Origin of the sequence: Novosphingobium panipatense (assembly GCF_900182875.1) — a bacterium.
Taxonomy (GTDB): domain Bacteria; phylum Pseudomonadota; class Alphaproteobacteria; order Sphingomonadales; family Sphingomonadaceae; genus Novosphingobium; species Novosphingobium panipatense.
The window spans coordinates 63,828-79,931 of record NZ_FXUI01000002.1; the positions used below are offsets into that span (position 1 = coordinate 63,828).

At 64.0% G+C, this 16,104-nt stretch carries 13 protein-coding genes; 7 read left to right on the forward strand and 6 right to left on the reverse strand.

Annotation, left to right across the window (positions count from 1 at the left end):
* From atpD to QOL62_RS03260, 5 genes are read right to left on the reverse strand one after another with little or no spacing between them, the layout of a single operon-like run.
* Nucleotides 1-1,458: a F0F1 ATP synthase subunit beta gene (gene atpD / locus QOL62_RS03240; RefSeq protein WP_103730433.1), complete on the reverse strand. Its 1,458-nt coding sequence runs from the start codon at nucleotides 1,456-1,458 to the stop codon at nucleotides 1-3.
* Between the two features lie 23 nt (nucleotides 1,459-1,481).
* Complete coding sequence (locus QOL62_RS03245) at nucleotides 1,482-2,357, reverse strand: F0F1 ATP synthase subunit gamma (protein ID WP_103730434.1); 876 nt, start codon at nucleotides 2,355-2,357, stop codon at nucleotides 1,482-1,484.
* 1 nt (nucleotide 2,358) lies between these two features.
* A complete protein-coding gene (locus tag QOL62_RS03250) occupies nucleotides 2,359-2,652 on the reverse strand; it encodes a putative quinol monooxygenase (RefSeq protein ID WP_103730435.1) in 294 nt (97 codons plus the stop codon).
* A complete protein-coding gene (atpA, locus tag QOL62_RS03255; RefSeq protein ID WP_103730436.1) occupies nucleotides 2,652-4,181 on the reverse strand; it encodes a F0F1 ATP synthase subunit alpha in 1,530 nt (509 codons plus the stop codon). Before atpA ends, QOL62_RS03250 begins: the two co-directional genes overlap by 1 nt.
* 13 nt (nucleotides 4,182-4,194) lie before the next feature.
* Nucleotides 4,195-4,749 (reverse strand): F0F1 ATP synthase subunit delta, encoded by a 555-nt coding sequence (locus QOL62_RS03260; protein ID WP_283405158.1) that lies wholly within the window; start codon nucleotides 4,747-4,749, stop codon nucleotides 4,195-4,197.
* 547 nt (nucleotides 4,750-5,296) lie between these two features.
* On the opposite strand from QOL62_RS03260, the gene QOL62_RS03265 reads away from it, so the two are divergent.
* The gene (locus tag QOL62_RS03265) at nucleotides 5,297-6,349 is read left to right on the forward strand and encodes a bifunctional transcriptional activator/DNA repair enzyme AdaA (protein ID WP_283405468.1); all 1,053 of its coding nucleotides are present in this window, start codon (nucleotides 5,297-5,299) and stop codon (nucleotides 6,347-6,349) included.
* A gap of 1 nt (nucleotide 6,350) precedes the next feature.
* On the opposite strand, the gene QOL62_RS03270 is transcribed toward QOL62_RS03265, so the two are convergent.
* A complete protein-coding gene (locus tag QOL62_RS03270) occupies nucleotides 6,351-8,516 on the reverse strand; it encodes a primosomal protein N' (RefSeq protein WP_283405159.1) in 2,166 nt (721 codons plus the stop codon).
* Nucleotides 8,517-8,563: 47 nt separating this feature from the next.
* Between QOL62_RS03270 and QOL62_RS03275 the strand changes: the two genes are divergently transcribed.
* The 6 genes from QOL62_RS03275 (at nucleotide 8,564) to QOL62_RS03300 (ending at nucleotide 16,072) form a co-directional block, all read left to right on the forward strand.
* Nucleotides 8,564-9,271, forward strand: a complete 708-nt coding sequence (locus tag QOL62_RS03275; RefSeq protein ID WP_283405160.1) for a DUF4197 domain-containing protein — start codon at nucleotides 8,564-8,566, stop codon at nucleotides 9,269-9,271.
* Nucleotides 9,272-9,357: 86 nt separating this feature from the next.
* Nucleotides 9,358-10,008, forward strand: coding sequence for a fructose-6-phosphate aldolase (gene fsa, locus QOL62_RS03280; protein WP_103730440.1), 651 nt, complete (start codon nucleotides 9,358-9,360; stop codon nucleotides 10,006-10,008).
* Nucleotides 10,009-10,156: 148 nt separating this feature from the next.
* Nucleotides 10,157-11,971, forward strand: a complete 1,815-nt coding sequence (gene cobT, locus QOL62_RS03285; RefSeq protein ID WP_283405161.1) for a cobaltochelatase subunit CobT — start codon at nucleotides 10,157-10,159, stop codon at nucleotides 11,969-11,971.
* Between the two features lie 84 nt (nucleotides 11,972-12,055).
* Nucleotides 12,056-12,721: a nitroreductase gene (locus tag QOL62_RS03290; RefSeq protein ID WP_283405162.1), complete on the forward strand. Its 666-nt coding sequence runs from the start codon at nucleotides 12,056-12,058 to the stop codon at nucleotides 12,719-12,721.
* A gap of 55 nt (nucleotides 12,722-12,776) precedes the next feature.
* The gene (gene cysS / locus QOL62_RS03295; protein WP_283405163.1) at nucleotides 12,777-14,228 is read left to right on the forward strand and encodes a cysteine--tRNA ligase; all 1,452 of its coding nucleotides are present in this window, start codon (nucleotides 12,777-12,779) and stop codon (nucleotides 14,226-14,228) included.
* Between the two features lie 170 nt (nucleotides 14,229-14,398).
* Nucleotides 14,399-16,072 (forward strand): acetolactate synthase large subunit, encoded by a 1,674-nt coding sequence (locus tag QOL62_RS03300; protein ID WP_283405164.1) that lies wholly within the window; start codon nucleotides 14,399-14,401, stop codon nucleotides 16,070-16,072.
* Nucleotides 16,073-16,104: the final 32 nt, after the last annotated feature.

Consider the following 16,104-nt stretch of genomic DNA (forward strand, 5'->3'; position numbering starts at 1 on the left):
TCAGGCCTCCGCGGCCAGCTTCTTGGCCTTCTCGACAGCTTCGTCGATGCCGCCGACCATGTAGAACGCCGCTTCCGGAAGGTGGTCGTACTCACCGTCCACAACGGCCTTGAACGACTTCACAGTGTCTTCGATCTGCACGAACTTGCCCGGAATGCCGGTGAAGACTTCCGCCACGTGGAACGGCTGCGAGAGGAAGCGCTGGATCTTGCGGGCGCGGGCGACCGTGATCTTGTCCTCTTCCGAGAGCTCGTCCATGCCGAGGATCGCGATGATGTCCTGCAACGACTTGTACTTCTGCAGGGTTTCCTGAACGCGGCGTGCCGTTTCGTAGTGCTCGGCACCGACGATACGGGGCTCGAGAACGCGCGACGTCGAGTCGAGCGGATCGACGGCCGGGTAGATGCCCAGCTCCGAGATCGCGCGGTTCAGCGTGGTCGTCGCATCAAGGTGCGCGAACGAGGTTGCCGGCGCCGGGTCGGTAAGGTCGTCCGCGGGAACGTAGATCGCCTGGACCGAGGTGATCGAGCCCTTGGTGGTCGAGGTGATGCGCTCCTGCAGCGCGCCCATGTCCGTCGACAGGGTCGGCTGATAACCCACGGCGGAAGGAATACGGCCGAGAAGAGCCGACACTTCCGCGCCCGCCTGAGTGAAGCGGAAGATGTTGTCCACGAAGAACAGAACGTCCTGACCTTCCTGGTCGCGGAAGTACTCGGCCATGGTCAGACCCGAAAGAGCAACGCGAGCGCGGGCGCCCGGGGGCTCGTTCATCTGGCCGAACACGAGGGCCACCTTGGAACCGTCCGAGGTCGGGTTGCCTTCGGCGTCCTTGGCGATGACACCGGCGTCGAGGAATTCGTGGTAGAGGTCGTTGCCCTCGCGGGTACGCTCACCCACGCCAGCAAACACCGACACGCCGCCATGGCCCTTCGCGATGTTGTTGATCAGCTCCTGGATGAGCACGGTCTTGCCGACGCCGGCGCCGCCGAACAGGCCGATCTTGCCGCCCTTGGCGTAGGGCGCGAGAAGGTCGATGACCTTGATGCCCGTGACGAGGATCGAAGCCTCGGTTGACTGGTCGATGAACTCGGGAGCCTTGGCGTGGATCGGGGCGAACATGTCCGAACCGACGGGGCCACGCTCGTCGATGGGATCGCCAACGACGTTCATGATGCGGCCCAGGGTCTTGGGACCGACCGGAACAGAGATCTGCTTGCCGGTGTTGGTCACGGCCTGGCCACGGGTCAGGCCATCCGTGCCGTCCATCGCGATGGTGCGGACGGTGTTCTCGCCAAGGTGCTGCGCAACTTCGAGAACCAGCTTCTGGCCGTTGTTGTCAGTTTCGAGAGCGGAAAGAATTGCGGGCAGTTCGCCTTCGAAGGTCACGTCGACGACGGCGCCGATGACCTGGCTGATCTTGCCGGTAGTGGTGAGGTTAAGCACGGGTGCGGTGGCCATTATGGTTTCCTTGCCTGCGGTTCTTAGAGCGCTTCCGCGCCCGCGATGATTTCGACGAGTTCGGTGGTAATCGCGGCCTGGCGGCTGCGGTTGTACTGGATGGTCAGCTTCTGGATGAGTTCACCGGCGTTGCGGGTGGCGTTGTCCATCGCGGTCATCGAGGCGCCCTGTTCAGACGCGGCGTTCTCCAGCAGCGCGCCGAAGAGCTGTGTCTTCAGGTAGCGCGGCAGCAGCGCGGCGAGGATTTCCTCCTCGTCGGGCTCGTATTCAGTGACGGCATCCGCGGTGATGGCGGCTGCCTTGGGAGCGGGAACCGGGATGATCTGCTGATCGGTCGGTTCCTGCAGCAGGGCAGAGCGGAATTTCGAATAGAACAGGTGCGCGACGTCGAACTTGCCCGCCTCGTACATGGCGACGAGTTCGTCTGCGATCCGCTCCGCTTCGTTGAAACCCGGATCCCGCACGTCGGTGGTGTCGAACATGTGCGCGATCTGGTTGGGGTATTCGCGGCGAATGACCGCGCGACCCTTGCGGCCGATCAGGTAGAACAGGACAGTCTTGCCCTGTGCTTCCAGTTCCTGCGCCTTGACGCGGGCGGCCTTGACGATGTTCGAGTTGAAGGCGCCCGCCAGACCCTTGTCCGAGTTTGCGACGACCAGGAGGTGAATCTTGTCGCTGCCGGTGCCGGCGAGGAGCTTGGGGCTGTTCTCGGAGACCGTGATCTTCGAGGCCAGCGAGCCCATCACTTCGGCGAGGCGTGCGGCATAGGGGCGCGCAGCCTCGGCGGCAGCCTGCGCCTTGCGCAGCTTGGCCGCAGCGACCATCTGCTTGGCCTTGGTGATCTTCTGGGTCGACTTGACCGAGTTGATGCGGCCCTTGAGTTCTTTAAGGCTGGCCATGTCAGTCCTTCAGTTCCGTCACTTCCACCAGCGTCGGAGCGCCCCGCAGCCAGCCTTCGTACTTGGCGAAGACGTCCTTGGTGTATTCCTGCGCATGGTGGAAATCGAACGCTGCGCGGTCGGCCCAGCGCTCGAAGATATAGAGGTTCGACGATCCATCAGCCGCCCGATAGGGCTCAAAGTGTTCGCAGCCATCCTCGGCGCGGGTCCGGGGCACGATGCCCGCCACCGCTTCCCGAGCATCTTCAAGATGCTCGGGCTTCACCGGGATGGTCGCGAAGACCGTATAGCTCATCAGGCGAACTGCTTGGCGAAAGCGTCGAGTGCGGCCTTGGTCTTGCTCTTCGCTTCGTCGCCGAAGTCCTTGGTCGAGCGGATCAGGTCCAGCACGTCCTGGTATTCGGAGTGCATGAAGCTGAGCATCTCGGCCTCGTACTCGGTGACCTTCGAGACCGGCAGACCGTCAAGATAGCCGTTGGTGCCGGCGAAGATGGACACGGTCTGCTCTTCGAACGAAAGCGGCGAGAACTGCTTCTGCTTCAGCAGTTCGGTGAGACGCGCGCCGCGGTTGAGCAGCTTCTGGGTCGAAGCGTCGAGGTCCGAACCGAACTGCGCGAAAGCCGCCATTTCGCGGTACTGCGCGAGCTCCAGCTTGATTGAGCCGGCAACCTTCTTCATCGCCTTGGTCTGGGCCGAACCGCCGACGCGCGACACCGACAGACCGACGTTGATGGCCGGACGAATACCCTGGTAGAACAGGCCGGTTTCAAGGAAGATCTGGCCGTCCGTGATCGAGATCACGTTGGTCGGAATGTAGGCCGAAACGTCGCCGGCCTGAGTCTCGATGACGGGGAGGGCGGTCAGCGAGCCGGCGCCGTTCTCATCGTTCATCTTCGCAGCGCGCTCGAGGAGGCGGCTGTGGAGGTAGAAAACGTCGCCGGGGTAGGCTTCGCGGCCCGGCGGGCGACGCAGCAGCAGCGACATCTGGCGATAAGCCACGGCCTGCTTCGAAAGGTCGTCGTACACGATGACGGCGTGCATGCCGTTGTCGCGGAAGAATTCACCCATCGCGGCGCCGGTGTAAGGCGCGAGGTACTGCAGCGGAGCGGGCTCCGAAGCGGTGGCGGCGATGACGATGGAGTATTCCATCGCGCCGTTCTCTTCGAGCTGGCGGACGATCTGAGCCACGGTCGAGCGCTTCTGGCCGACGGCGACGTAGATGCAGTACAGCTTCTTGCTCTCGTCGTCGCCCTTGTTCGCTTCCTTCTGGTTGATGAAGGTGTCGATGGCAACGGCGGTCTTGCCGGTCTGGCGATCGCCAATGATCAGCTCGCGCTGGCCGCGGCCGACGGGGACCAGGGCGTCAATCGCCTTGAGGCCGGTCTGCACGGGTTCGTGCACCGACTTGCGCGGGATGATGCCCGGAGCCTTGGCTTCGACGCGGGCGCGCTTGTCAGCAACGATCGGGCCCTTGCCGTCGATCGGGTTGCCGAGCGCGTCGACGACGCGGCCGAGAAGGCCCTTGCCGACGGGAACGTCCACGATGGTGTTGGTGCGCTTGACGCTGTCACCTTCCTTGATCTCGGCGTCCGAGCCGAAGATCACGACACCGACGTTGTCGGCTTCGAGGTTGAGCGCCATGCCCTGAACGCCGTTGGCGAACTCGACCATTTCACCGGCCTGAACCTTGTCGAGACCGTGGATACGGGCGATGCCGTCACCGACCGACAGAACCGAGCCGACTTCGGAAACCTGGGCTTCGGTGCCGAAGCTGGCGATCTGGTCCTTGATGACCTTCGAGATTTCTGCTGCGCGGATATCCATTGTTCTGCCTTTCTTAGCCCTTCATGGCCTGGGCGAGCGAATTGAGACGAGTGCGGATCGAGCTGTCGATGCGCTTGGAGCCGATGGTGACCACGAGGCCGCCGAGAAGCTCGGGATCAACGCTGGTCCTGATCTTTACCTTGCGGCCTTCACGCACTTCCAGCTTCTGGCGCAGCTGCTCGACCTGCTCGTCGGACAGTGCATGAGCCGAAGTGACTTCGGCGGTCGCCTCGCCGCGCTGGGCGGCTGCGATCGCGGCGAAAGCGCGGATGATCTTGGGGAGGGCGGAGAGGCGGCGGTTGCCCGCCAGAACGCCCAGGAAGTTCTTCGTCAGTTGCGAAGTGCCCAGCACGCTTCCGACTGCGTCGATCGCCTTGCCGGCCGCGTCGCGGCTGATCTGCGGATTGCGAATCAGCGCGGCGAGCTCATCGCTCTCGCGGATGGCCTGGCCGAGGTTTTCGAGGTCGGTCTCCACGGCCGAAACCGTACCGTGTTCGCTGGCGAGATCGAACAACGCCGAAGCGTAGCGTCCCTGCAAGCTGGCCTTGATGCCTCCGGAATTCTCCACGCCTGTCCTATCCTTACATCGGGTGGGCTGGGGCACTGGGGGCATAACGCGGCAGCGTGCTCCCCCGGCCCGCAGACGGGGCGCGCATAGCGATGATAGGGATGCAGTGCAAGGTGCGCCTTGGGGTCTGTGGCCAATGGGTGGCTAAGCGCTTTGAAAGCAAGGAACGGGATGCGCAAAGTACAGCGTCGCTTCAAGGTCGGTCCAACGGCATCCAGGCTGGCGGCGAATCGCTTCGCGGGCAGGGAGCGTGAGGATGGCGGCGGAGGTTTCCGTGCCCCGGCATCGGCGGAAAACCTTGCGTCGGCCCTGTCGCGGGCAAGGGTTTGTGCCTGGGGTGAACACACCTCAGGGCGTTGCGCTGGGAGGCGGCCGGGCTGAGGCACCGCGCGCCAACGCGAGTGGAGAACTGGAGCGAACCGCTGATGCGATATGTGACGCAATTCGAGGCCTTGAGCCGCCGCAGGAAAAAGGCCGTGCCTTTCAAATGGGGAATGGCGAATGGCGGAAGCTCGGCGCGGTGCTCACCTTCCATGAGGGCAAGGTCATGAATTCGGAAGCCATAGATGATGAGCGCGCATGGCGGGCGGTGCGGGAGCGTGACGGCGCCTATGACGGACGGTTCGTCACCGGGGTCCTGTCCACGGGCATATACTGCCGTCCCTCGTGCTCCGCGCGGCATCCACGACGAGAGAACGTGCGGTTCTTCACTGCCATCGAGGACGCGGAAGCGGCGGGCTTGCGCGCCTGCCTTCGCTGCCGCCCGAATGACGTCAGCCGGGAAGAGGTGGCGGTGCGCCAGGCTCTGGAATGGCTGGGCGAGATTGAGCGCAGCCCCTCATTAGCAGAGCTGGCGGCCAGAGTGGAGTACAGTCCGACTCACTTCCAGAAGGTGTTCAAGCGCGCAGTGGGGCTTTCACCCGCCGCTTACGTGCGCGCACGCCGGATAGAGCGCGCCGGCTCGCTGTTGAGCGAAGGCGAAAGGGTCACCGACGCGATTTTTGAGGCTGGTTTTGGTGCGGCATCCCGTTTCTATGAAGCGAGCAACGGTCGCCTGGGAATGACACCGTCCGCGTGGCGAAACGGGGGCCTCGGAGTCATCGTCCACTGGGCGGTCGTCTCGACGTCCTTGGGCGATATGCTGGTGGCGGCAACCGAAAAGGGTGTTTGTCGCGTGTCCTTCGGCGAAGGCCGGGATGATCTGGCCTCGCGCTTTCCGCGCGCCACGCTCGTCGAGGGAGGCGAGGCGCTTGCCGCGCTGCTTGCAGACGTCGTGGGTGCGGTCGAACAGCCTGGACGGTCCAGGGCGATCCCGCTGGACGTCCGCGGTACCGCTTTCCAGGAGGCGGTCTGGCGTGAATTGCAGCGAATCCCGCCCGGAGAGACCCGGACGTACGCGCAGATTGCAGCAGCCGTCGGCAGTCCGGGCGCGGTCCGTGCTGCGGGCTCGGCGAACGGGGCGAACACCGTCGCCGTGCTCATCCCGTGCCACCGGGTGATCCGGTCGGACGGCTCGCTGGGAGGCTATGCCTATGGCGACCGGATCAAGCGTGAACTGCTTGAACGCGAGCGGGCAGACTGCGAGAGGAAGGCGGAGTAGCCTACACGAAGGAGTACGGGTCGATGTCAATGTTGACGCGTACGCCTTTGGGGAAGTCGAGCGGGTCCAGCCAGGAGCGCAGCGTCTTCTGCAGTTCGGCCGAACGCCGCGCGTTGATGAGAAGGCGGAAGCGATGGCGGCCCCTCAGCAGGGCGAGTGGAGCAGGGGCCGGGCCAAGTACCAGCATGTCCGGCAGGTCTGGCGCCGTGCCGCCGATCGCGCGGGCGGCGGACAGGGCTTCGGCCTGATCCTCGGAGCTGACAATGATCGCCGCCCAGCGTCCGAACGGGGGCGCTCCCGCATCCCGGCGTGCTTCTGTTTCCGCAGCATAGAAGGCGTCGCGGTCGCCGTTGGCGAGGGCCGCGATGACGGAGGCTTCGGGATGGCGCGTCTGGATGAGCACCTCGCCCGGCTTTTCACCGCGCCCCGCGCGCCCGGCGACCTGGGCGATCTGCTGGTACGTGCGCTCGCCTGCCCGAAGGTCGCCGCCTTCAAGACCGAGGTCGGCATCCACGACCCCTACCAGCGTGAGGTCGGGAAAGTGGTAGCCCTTTGTGACGAGCTGCGTGCCGATGATGACGTCGATGGCTTTGCTTTCGGCCATCGCCACGAATTCGCCGATGGCTTGCGGGTTGTTCATCGTGTCCGATGTGACCAGCGCGGTGCGGGCCTCCGGCAGGATCTCCGCCACCTCGTCGGCAATTCGCTCGACTCCCGGGCCGCACGCGACGAGGCAGTCGCCGGTGCCGCACTCGGGGCAGGCATCGGGAACAGGCGCCTCGTGCCCGCAGTGGTGGCAAGCCAGCCGGCGGCTGAAGCGATGCTCGACCAGCCACGCGGTGCAGTTCGGGCACTGAAAGCGATAGCCGCAGTTTCGGCAGAGCGTCAGCGGAGCATAGCCCCGGCGGTTGAGGAACAGCAGCGACTGTTCGCCCTTGGCCAGTCGATCCCGCAAGGCCTCCACGAGGGGCGGAGCGAGCCATCGCCCCCGTTCGGGCGCCTGCTCGCGCAGGTCGAGTACCTGGATATCCGGCAACTGCGCGCCGCCGAAGCGAGAAGGAAGGTCGATCTTGCGATAGACGCCCGCTTCGGCCAGTTGCATCGTTTCCAGCGCGGGGGTGGCGCTGGCCAGGATGATCGGCAGGCCCTCGAACTTCGCGCGCATGACCGCAACGTCGCGTGCGTTGTAGCGCACGCCGTCATCCTGCTTGAAGGAAATCTCGTGCGCTTCGTCGACCACGATGAGGCCGAGGTTCGCGTAAGGCAGGAAAAGGGCGCTTCTGGCGCCGACGATCACCTGCGCATTGCCCTGCACGATCGCGCGCCAGGCGCGCCTTCGCTCGCTTGACTTCAGGGAGGAATGCCAGAGGATCGGTGTAACGCCGAAACGGTGCTCGAAGCGCCGCAGGAAGTTCTCCGTCAGCGCGATTTCCGGCAGTAGGATCAGAACCTGCCGGTCCAGCCGCAGGGCCTCGGCCACGGCTTCGAAGTAGCACTCTGTCTTGCCAGATCCGGTCACTCCGTCCAACAGGAACGGAGCGAACCTGGCGTCTTGCACGGCGTGGACGAAGACGTCCGCGGCGCTGCGCTGCAAGTCGCTGAGCACCGGCTGGGCGAAGTCGGGCGCCGCCGGGGGATAGGGCCGGTCCAGATCGACCGTGACCGCCTCCAGCAGGCCTGCTCCAACCATCCCGCGCAGCACGCCCTCGGACACTCCGGCAAGCTCCGCAAGTTCGCGGATCGAGGCCTGCTCGCCCTGAAGTGCGTCCAGAGCTGCGGCGCGCTGCGGTGTGAGGCGGGCCGGCTCGGCCCCCGTGAGACGGTACTCGGTGCTCGTCCCGCCGCCCCGCAGCGCCGCCGTGCTGCCGAGCGCCATCCGAGCCACAGCGGACAAGGGCGCGCAATAATAATCCGCAGTCCATTCGATAAGCCGTCGCAACCGCTCCGACATGGGAGGCACGGGCATGACCTCAAGCAGCGGGCGCAATTTGGCGTCCGGCACTTCCTGCGCGCTCAGGCGTTCCGCCTCCCATACGATGCCCAGTATCTGACGGGGACCAAGAGGGGCCGCGACGATCGATCCGAATGGGATCGTCACTCCTTGCGGCACGCGATAGTCAAGGACGCCCAGTGCGGCGTTGAAGACGAGGAGTCGGACACGTTGCATCTGCGCCCATATAGGCGCGGGTAGTCTGTGTCGTGAAGGAGGTGCGGATGGATTATCAGGGGCAGGATCAGGTCGCGGCACCATCCGGCTACTCGCGCAGGGTTATTCTTGGGGGACTCCTCGCTGCCGGTTTCGCGGTCTCGGGCTGTGCGACCATGAGGCGGGTGGAATACACCGATCAGATCGAAGACTTGCTCGTGCTTTCCAGCCGCCGCGCCTTCGCCCGCCTCACGCAGCCCGGAGGCTTTTGGGACAGTTCGGTCGCGCGGATCAATCTGCCGGTGCTGTTCGGGCGCCCCGGCAGCGTCACTCAGAAGGTGCTCAATTCCCCGTACTTCAAGGACAAGCTGCAGCAAGAGCTGAACCGCATCGCCGAGGATGGCGCTCGCGTTGCTGCGCCGGTCGTCTACAACGCCATACGCACTCTTTCCGTACCGGATGCGCTGGCTCTGCTACGCGGCGGCAGTACGGCCGCTACCACGTTCCTGAGGCAGTCCATGGGGTCCGCACTGGTCAACGTGATGATCCCCGAACTGGAACAGGTCATGCGCGTCGCCGAGGATCCCATCCTCAACACCGCCGTGAACGCTCTTGCAGGCGTCGATCTTGCCGATGCCGCTCACGCTCTGGCGCTGGAGGCGGACAATGCCATCTGGTATGAAATCGGCGCTCAGGAAGCCGAGATACGGGATAACCCGGAGGCGACGCATAACCCCGGCTTGATCGCGGCCCTGCGGCGAACGGGCTCGCCCTAGGCACGTAGTGGCAACCGGCGCTGGCCCCCCGGTACACCATCCCCTATAGGCGCGGCCAGAATCGCCCGCCCAAGTAGGACATCGCCATGAAATTCTTCGCAGACACCGCAGAAATCGCCGACATCAAGGAACTGGCCGAGACCGGTCTGCTGGACGGCGTAACGACCAACCCTTCCTTGATCGCCAAGTCCGGCCGCAACTTCATGGAAGTCACCGCCGAGATATGCAAGCTGACCGACGGCCCCGTAAGCGCCGAGGTCGTCGCGCTCGATCATGCCGGCATGATGCGTGAGGCGGAAATCCTGCGTAAGATCGCGGACAACGTGTGCATCAAGGTTCCGCTGACCATCGACGGGCTCAAGACCTGCAAGGCCCTCACCGGCGAAGGCACAATGGTCAACGTGACGCTGTGCTTCTCGGCCAACCAGGCCCTGCTTGCCGCGAAGGCGGGCGCCACGTTTGTATCGCCCTTCGTCGGGCGCCACGACGACAACGGCTTCGACGGCATGGGCCTCATCAGCGACATCCGCCTGATCTACGACAATTATGCGTTCGAGACGGAAATCCTCGTCGCTTCGGTGCGTCACGGCGTCCACGTCCTTGAAGCGGCGCGGATCGGCGCGGACGTGATGACCGCGCCTCCCGCAGTGATCAAGGGCCTGTTCAAGCATGTCCTGACCGAAAAGGGCATCGAAGGCTTCCTGGCTGACTGGGCCAAGACCGGCCAGTCGATCTAAGGCTCTCTCTTCCACGCCTTGGACAGGTCCGGGGGGCTCGGTGCAGGTTCCGCTTGCTCCGAGCCGCGCTGGGCCTGTTCCACGTCAGGCGTGCCCGATTGCGCATCCTGTTTGAGCCGGCAGCGGCGATGCGCTACGCGTTCTCACGATGTCCGACGAATCTCCCGCAGACCGCTTCAAGTCCGTCCTCGCAGGCGCCTCCCGCGCCATCGCCCAGGAGGCGGAAATCGAGGTGAACTGGACCGCCGACGCCCCCAGTTCAACCGGTGGAACATTCCGCGTGCCGATGCCGGGGCGCAGTCTCCCGCGGGCCGCAGCCATGCAGGCGCGGGGCTTCGCCGATAGCTTCGCACTCAAGCTGAGGCACCACGACGACAAGCTGCACTTGCGCAACGCGCCGTCAGAGCCAACGGCGCGGGCTGCCTTCGACGCAGTGGAAACCGTTCGTTATGAAGCGCTTGGCGCGAACTCCTACGAAGGCATGCGCGATAATCTCGACGCCGCCCTGCTGACCCGCATCGGCTCCGATCCGATCACCCGCGCCGAAACGCCGGATGCCGTGCCGGTGCCGGCGGCTCTTGCGCTTCTCCTGCGTGAGCGCCTGACGGGACAGGAAATCCCTGAAGCGGCTCGCGCCGGCGTGGAGATGGTGCGTAACTGGATCGAGCAAAAGGCCGGCGCCGATTTCGACGCACTTGCCGGGTCTCTGGCGGATCAGAAAGCCTTCCAGTCCCTTTCGCTGGACATGCTTCAGCATCTCGAACTGACGCGCGCCGAAGAAATCCCCCAGGAACCCAACGAAGCCGACGATATGGACGGCGAGGAGGAGACCGAGGAACAGGAAGAAGGAGGCGAGCAGGGGCAGGACCAGCAACCCGCCGAAATGGCTTCCGAACCGTCGCAGGGCGATGACGAGGGGGAAAGCGAGGCCGAAGGCGATACCTCCGACGACATGGAGGAAGGCGACGAGGGCCAGGAGGGCGACGAGGGCATGCTTCCCGTCCGCCCGAACCGCCCTTGGACGGACATACCCGAGAGCTTCGACTACAAGGTGTTCACCGAGGCCTTCGACGAGGTGGTCGGTGCATCCGACTTGTGCGACGAAGAGGAACTGACTCGCCTTCGCGCCTATCTCGACGCGCAGCTCAAGGGATTGCAAGGCGTCGTCACGCGTCTTGCAAACAGGCTGCAGCGCCGCCTAATGGCGCAGCAGAACCGTTCGTGGGACTTCGATCAGGAGGAGGGTCTGCTGGATGCGGCCCGTCTCGCCCGGGTGGTCGTCTCGCCGGGACAATCGCTATCCTACAAGATCGAACGCGACGTGGAGTTCAAGGACACCGTCGTCACCCTTCTCCTCGACAATTCCGGCTCGATGCGCGGACGCCCGATCTCCATCGCAGCAATCAGCGCCGACGTTCTCGCACGCACTCTGGAGCGATGCGGCGTAAAGGTGGAGATTCTGGGCTTCACCACCCGGGCCTGGAAGGGGGGGCAGAGCCGGGAGGCGTGGCTGGCGAACGGGAAGCCGCAGCACCCGGGACGTTTGAACGATCTGCGGCATATCGTGTACAAGAAGGCGGACGAACCCTGGCGCCGCGCCAAGAAGAACCTCGGCCTGATGATGCGCGAAGGGCTTCTGAAGGAAAACATCGACGGCGAGGCCCTGCTCTGGGCGCACAATCGCCTTCTGGCGAGGCAGGAGGACCGTCGTATCTTGATGGTCATTTCCGATGGAGCCCCGGTCGACGATTCCACCCTTTCGGTGAACTCGGCGGGATACCTCGAAGCGCATCTGCGGCGCGTGATCGAATGGATCGAAGGCAAGAGTCCGGTGCAACTGGTGGCGATCGGTATCGGCCACGACGTGACCCGTTACTACCGCCGTGCGGTCACAATCATGGACGCGGAGCAGCTTGGCGGCACAATGATCGAGCAACTGGCAGGGCTGTTCGAAGAAGAATGATCAGTGTCGTAACCGGCGGCATTGAATTTCCCGATTGAAGCGACAGCTTAGGCATCCCGCCAGGAACGTCTTTCGAGGTAATTCATGAACGTAGCAGAAGCCGTTGCCACCCGCCGCTCCATCCGGGCCTTCAAGTCCGATCCGGTTAGTCTGGAAACGCTGCGGCGGGTTCTGGACCGGGCGCGGATGGCGCCTTCGGGATGCAATTTCCAGCCATGGGAAGCGACGGTCCTGACGGGCGAGCCTCTGGCGGCCTTGCAGGAAAAGATGCGCCGGGCGGCGCCGCAGGATCCTCTCGAGTACAGCTTTTCCGAACCCGAACAATCCCCGCGCCACCTCGCTCGCCTGAAGGACCTGGGCGCGACGATGTACGGGGCGATGGGTATCCGGCGCGATGACGCGGACGCGCGCAGCGACTTCTCGAACGCTAACATCGTGTCGTTCGGCGCGCCGGCTCTCCTGCTCTGCCATTTCGAGCGTTTCATGGGGCCGCCGCAGTGGTCGGATGTTGGTATGTGGCTGCAGACGATCATGCTTCTGCTTCGGGAGGAGGGGCTGGATTCCTGCCCACAGGAGTGGATGTCGCTCTACGCCCGGCTGATCAAGGAACACATTGGTGTATCCGACGAAACCCACATTCTCTTCTGTGGTATCGCCATCGGATATCGTGATCCCGACGCGGCGGTGAACACGTTCGAACGGCCGCGCGTGCCGCTTGACGAGCAGGTCCGGTTCATCGGTTTCGACTGAGCCGCCTTCGCCGGCGTGGCTTGACTGCGCCGGCATGCCGCTTATGCCCCCGCGCATGACCGACGCACCCACACTCACGCTCTTCAACAGCCTGACCCGCAAGCTCGAGCCGTTCGTGCCTGTCCACCCGGGCGAGGCGCGTGTCTACACCTGCGGTCCGACGGTCTACAACTACCCGCACATCGGCAACATGCGTGCCTACGTCTTCGCTGACGTGCTCGGCCGGACGCTGAGCTACAAGGGGTACCGGCTCACCCACGTGATCAACATCACCGATGTCGGCCATCTGACCGACGACGCCGACGCGGGCGAGGACAAGATGGAGAAGATGGCGCGTGCACAGGCGCAGTCCATCTGGGATATCGCCGCGCACTATACGCAGGCGTACTGGGCCGATATCGCCGCCCTCAACATCCGCCAGCCCGCGAAGTGGTCGATCGCCACCGACTACGTCCCGCAGATGATCGCCTTCGCGGAGAAGATCGCCGACCGGCACTGCTACGAACTGGAAAGCGGTCTCTACTTCGATGTCTCCACCGTGGCGGATTACGGCCGGCTTGCGCGTGCGGTGACGGAAGAGGGTGAGAGCCGGATCGAGGCGGTCGAGGGCAAGCGCAACGCGGCCGACTTCGCCATCTGGCGCAAGACTCCGTCTGGTGAGAAGCGCCAGATGGAGTGGGATTCGCCCTGGGGCCGAGGGGCTCCGGGGTGGCATCTTGAATGCTCCGTCATGAGCGGTGACCTCCTGGGCTTCCCGTTCGACATTCACACCGGCGGCATCGATCATCGTGAGATCCATCATCCCAACGAGATTGCGCAGAACCAGGCATTCTGCTGCACCAACGGGCTCGACATACCGGCAAACTCCGGAGTCAAGGTGTGGATGCACAACAATTTTCTGGTTGAGCGATCCGGCAAGATGAGCAAGTCCTCGGGTGAATTCCTGCGGTTGCAACTGCTCATCGACAAGGGCTACCACCCGCTCGGCTATCGTATGATGTGCCTCCAGGCGCACTACCGAAGCGAGCTCGAGTTTTCATGGGAGGGGCTCGCCGCAGCTCTCGTGCGTCTCAAGCGCATGATCATGGCGGCCGAACGTCTCGCGGGCGTGGAGGCAGGCGATGCAGGACACCCCAAGCTCGCTCCGATGCTGGAGGCGTTCGACACGGCTATCGGCGAAGACCTGAACACTGCCGTCGCGCTGACGGCGCTGGAAGATGCGCTGGCTGCCAAGAAGGTAGACGCTGGTGCCAAGCGCGCCGTCGTCGAACGCATGGATGCGGTGCTCGGTCTGGGCCTGTTCGCAACCAGCCGCACCACGTTGCGCCTGCTCCCGAAGGCGGCGGTGATCACCGAAGCGGAAATCGAGGATGTGCTGCTGCGGCGCAAGGATGCGCGGGCGCAGAAGGACTTCGCGACCTCCGATGCGCTGCGCGACGAACTTGCCGCCAAGGGGGTCGAAGTCATGGACGGCGATCCGCTCGGCTGGGAATGGAAGCTCGGTTGAGCGTGGTCCGCGATTGCTGCCGGACTAGCTGTCCTTTTGCCGTGGTGATAATTTCTTCGGACGGGCTGGCGGAATCGTCAGAGACGAGGGCGATGTAACACGGGTATCCAGCCAGTCCGGCAAAAGCGGACGCCACAGCCCGCATCCGGTGCAGAGGGGATCAGAGCATCATGGCTGAAGGTGACAAGCGCAAGGCATCGGATCTGTTCGTGGAATGCCTTGAGCAGGAAGGCGTCGAGTACATCTTCGGCGTTCCGGGTGAAGAAAACCTGGATCTCCTCGATTCCCTGTCGCGATCCAGGCAGATCAAGCTGATCCTCACCCGGCACGAGCAGGGCGCCGGTTTCATGGCGGCCACATATGGTCGTCATACCGGCAAGGCGGGGGTCTGCCTTTCCACGCTCGGGCCGGGCGCCACGAACTTCGTGACGGCCGCCGCCTACGCCACGCTCGGCGGCATGCCGATGCTGATGATCACCGGCCAGAAGCCGATCAAGAAGTCAAAGCAGGGGCGGTTTCAGATCCTCGACGTCGTGTCGATGATGCAACCGATCACCAAGTATGCCCACCAGGTAGCCTCTTCCGACAACATCCCGAGCCGTGTGCGCGAAGCGTTCCGGATCGCCGAGGAAGAAAAGCCGGGCGCAACGCACATCGAGCTTCCTGAGGACATCGCCGACGAGCACACCGATTCTCGTCCGGTCCCCCGCTCCATCGTGCGGCGGCCGACTGCGGATGAGAAGTCGATCGCTCAGGCCGTGGAGGCTTTGCAGAACGCCCGGCGACCCCTGCTTGTCATCGGTGCCGGCGCAAACCGCAAGATGACCAGCAAGATGCTCGGCGAGTTCGTGGCGAAGACGGGCATTCCGTTTCTCACGACTCAGCTCGGCAAGGGCGTTATCGACGAGCGTCACCCGAAGTTTATCGGCTGCGCCGCGCTTTCGGCCGGTGACTTTGTCCACCGCGCGATCGAAGATGCCGACTGCATCGTCAACATCGGTCACGACGTGATCGAAAAACCGCCGTTCTTCATGCACAACGACGGCACGCGGGACAGCCGGGTCGTCATTCACGTGTCGACCAAGACGGCGGAAGTGGACCCGGTCTATTTCCCGCACATCGAGGTGATAGGCGATATCGCCAATGCCGTGTGGCAGATCAAGGAAGCCATCGCCCCCTCGCCGAAATGGAATTTCGAGGCGATGCTGCGGTATCGCGCGGCGGAAATCGCGCACACGGCGCGGCTTGCGGCAGACGAGCGCTTTCCGATCTTCCCGCCACACGCGGTTCAGCAGATCCGCGATTGTCTGCCGGACGATGCGATCGTCTGCCTCGATAACGGCATCTACAAGCTGTGGTTCGCGCGCGGCTACTGTGCGACGAAGCCGAACACGGTTCTTCTGGACAATGCGCTCGCCACGATGGGCGCCGGACTTCCCTCCGCCATGGCCAGTGCAATGGTTTATCCCAACCGCAAGATCCTGGCCGTGTGTGGTGACGGTGGATTCATGATGAACAGCCAGGAACTCGAGACGGCAGTGCGCCTGGGGTTGAACCTGACGGTACTGATCCTCAACGACAATGCCTACGGCATGATCCGCTGGAAGCAGGCGAACATGGGTTTTGCGGACTTCGGGCTCTCCTACGGCAACCCTGATTTCGTCAAATATGCCCAGAGCTACGGCGCGAATGGATACCGGGTGGAAAGCGCGGCGCACCTGAAGGAGCTGCTTGCGCACTGCCGCGACACGCCCGGTGTCCACCTGATCGATTGCCCGGTGGACTACTCGGAAAACGACCTTATCCTGAATACGGAGATCAAGGAGCTTTCCCGGGCGCTGTAAGGCCCCTCCGGTCGTTTGAAGGACAGGAGGGG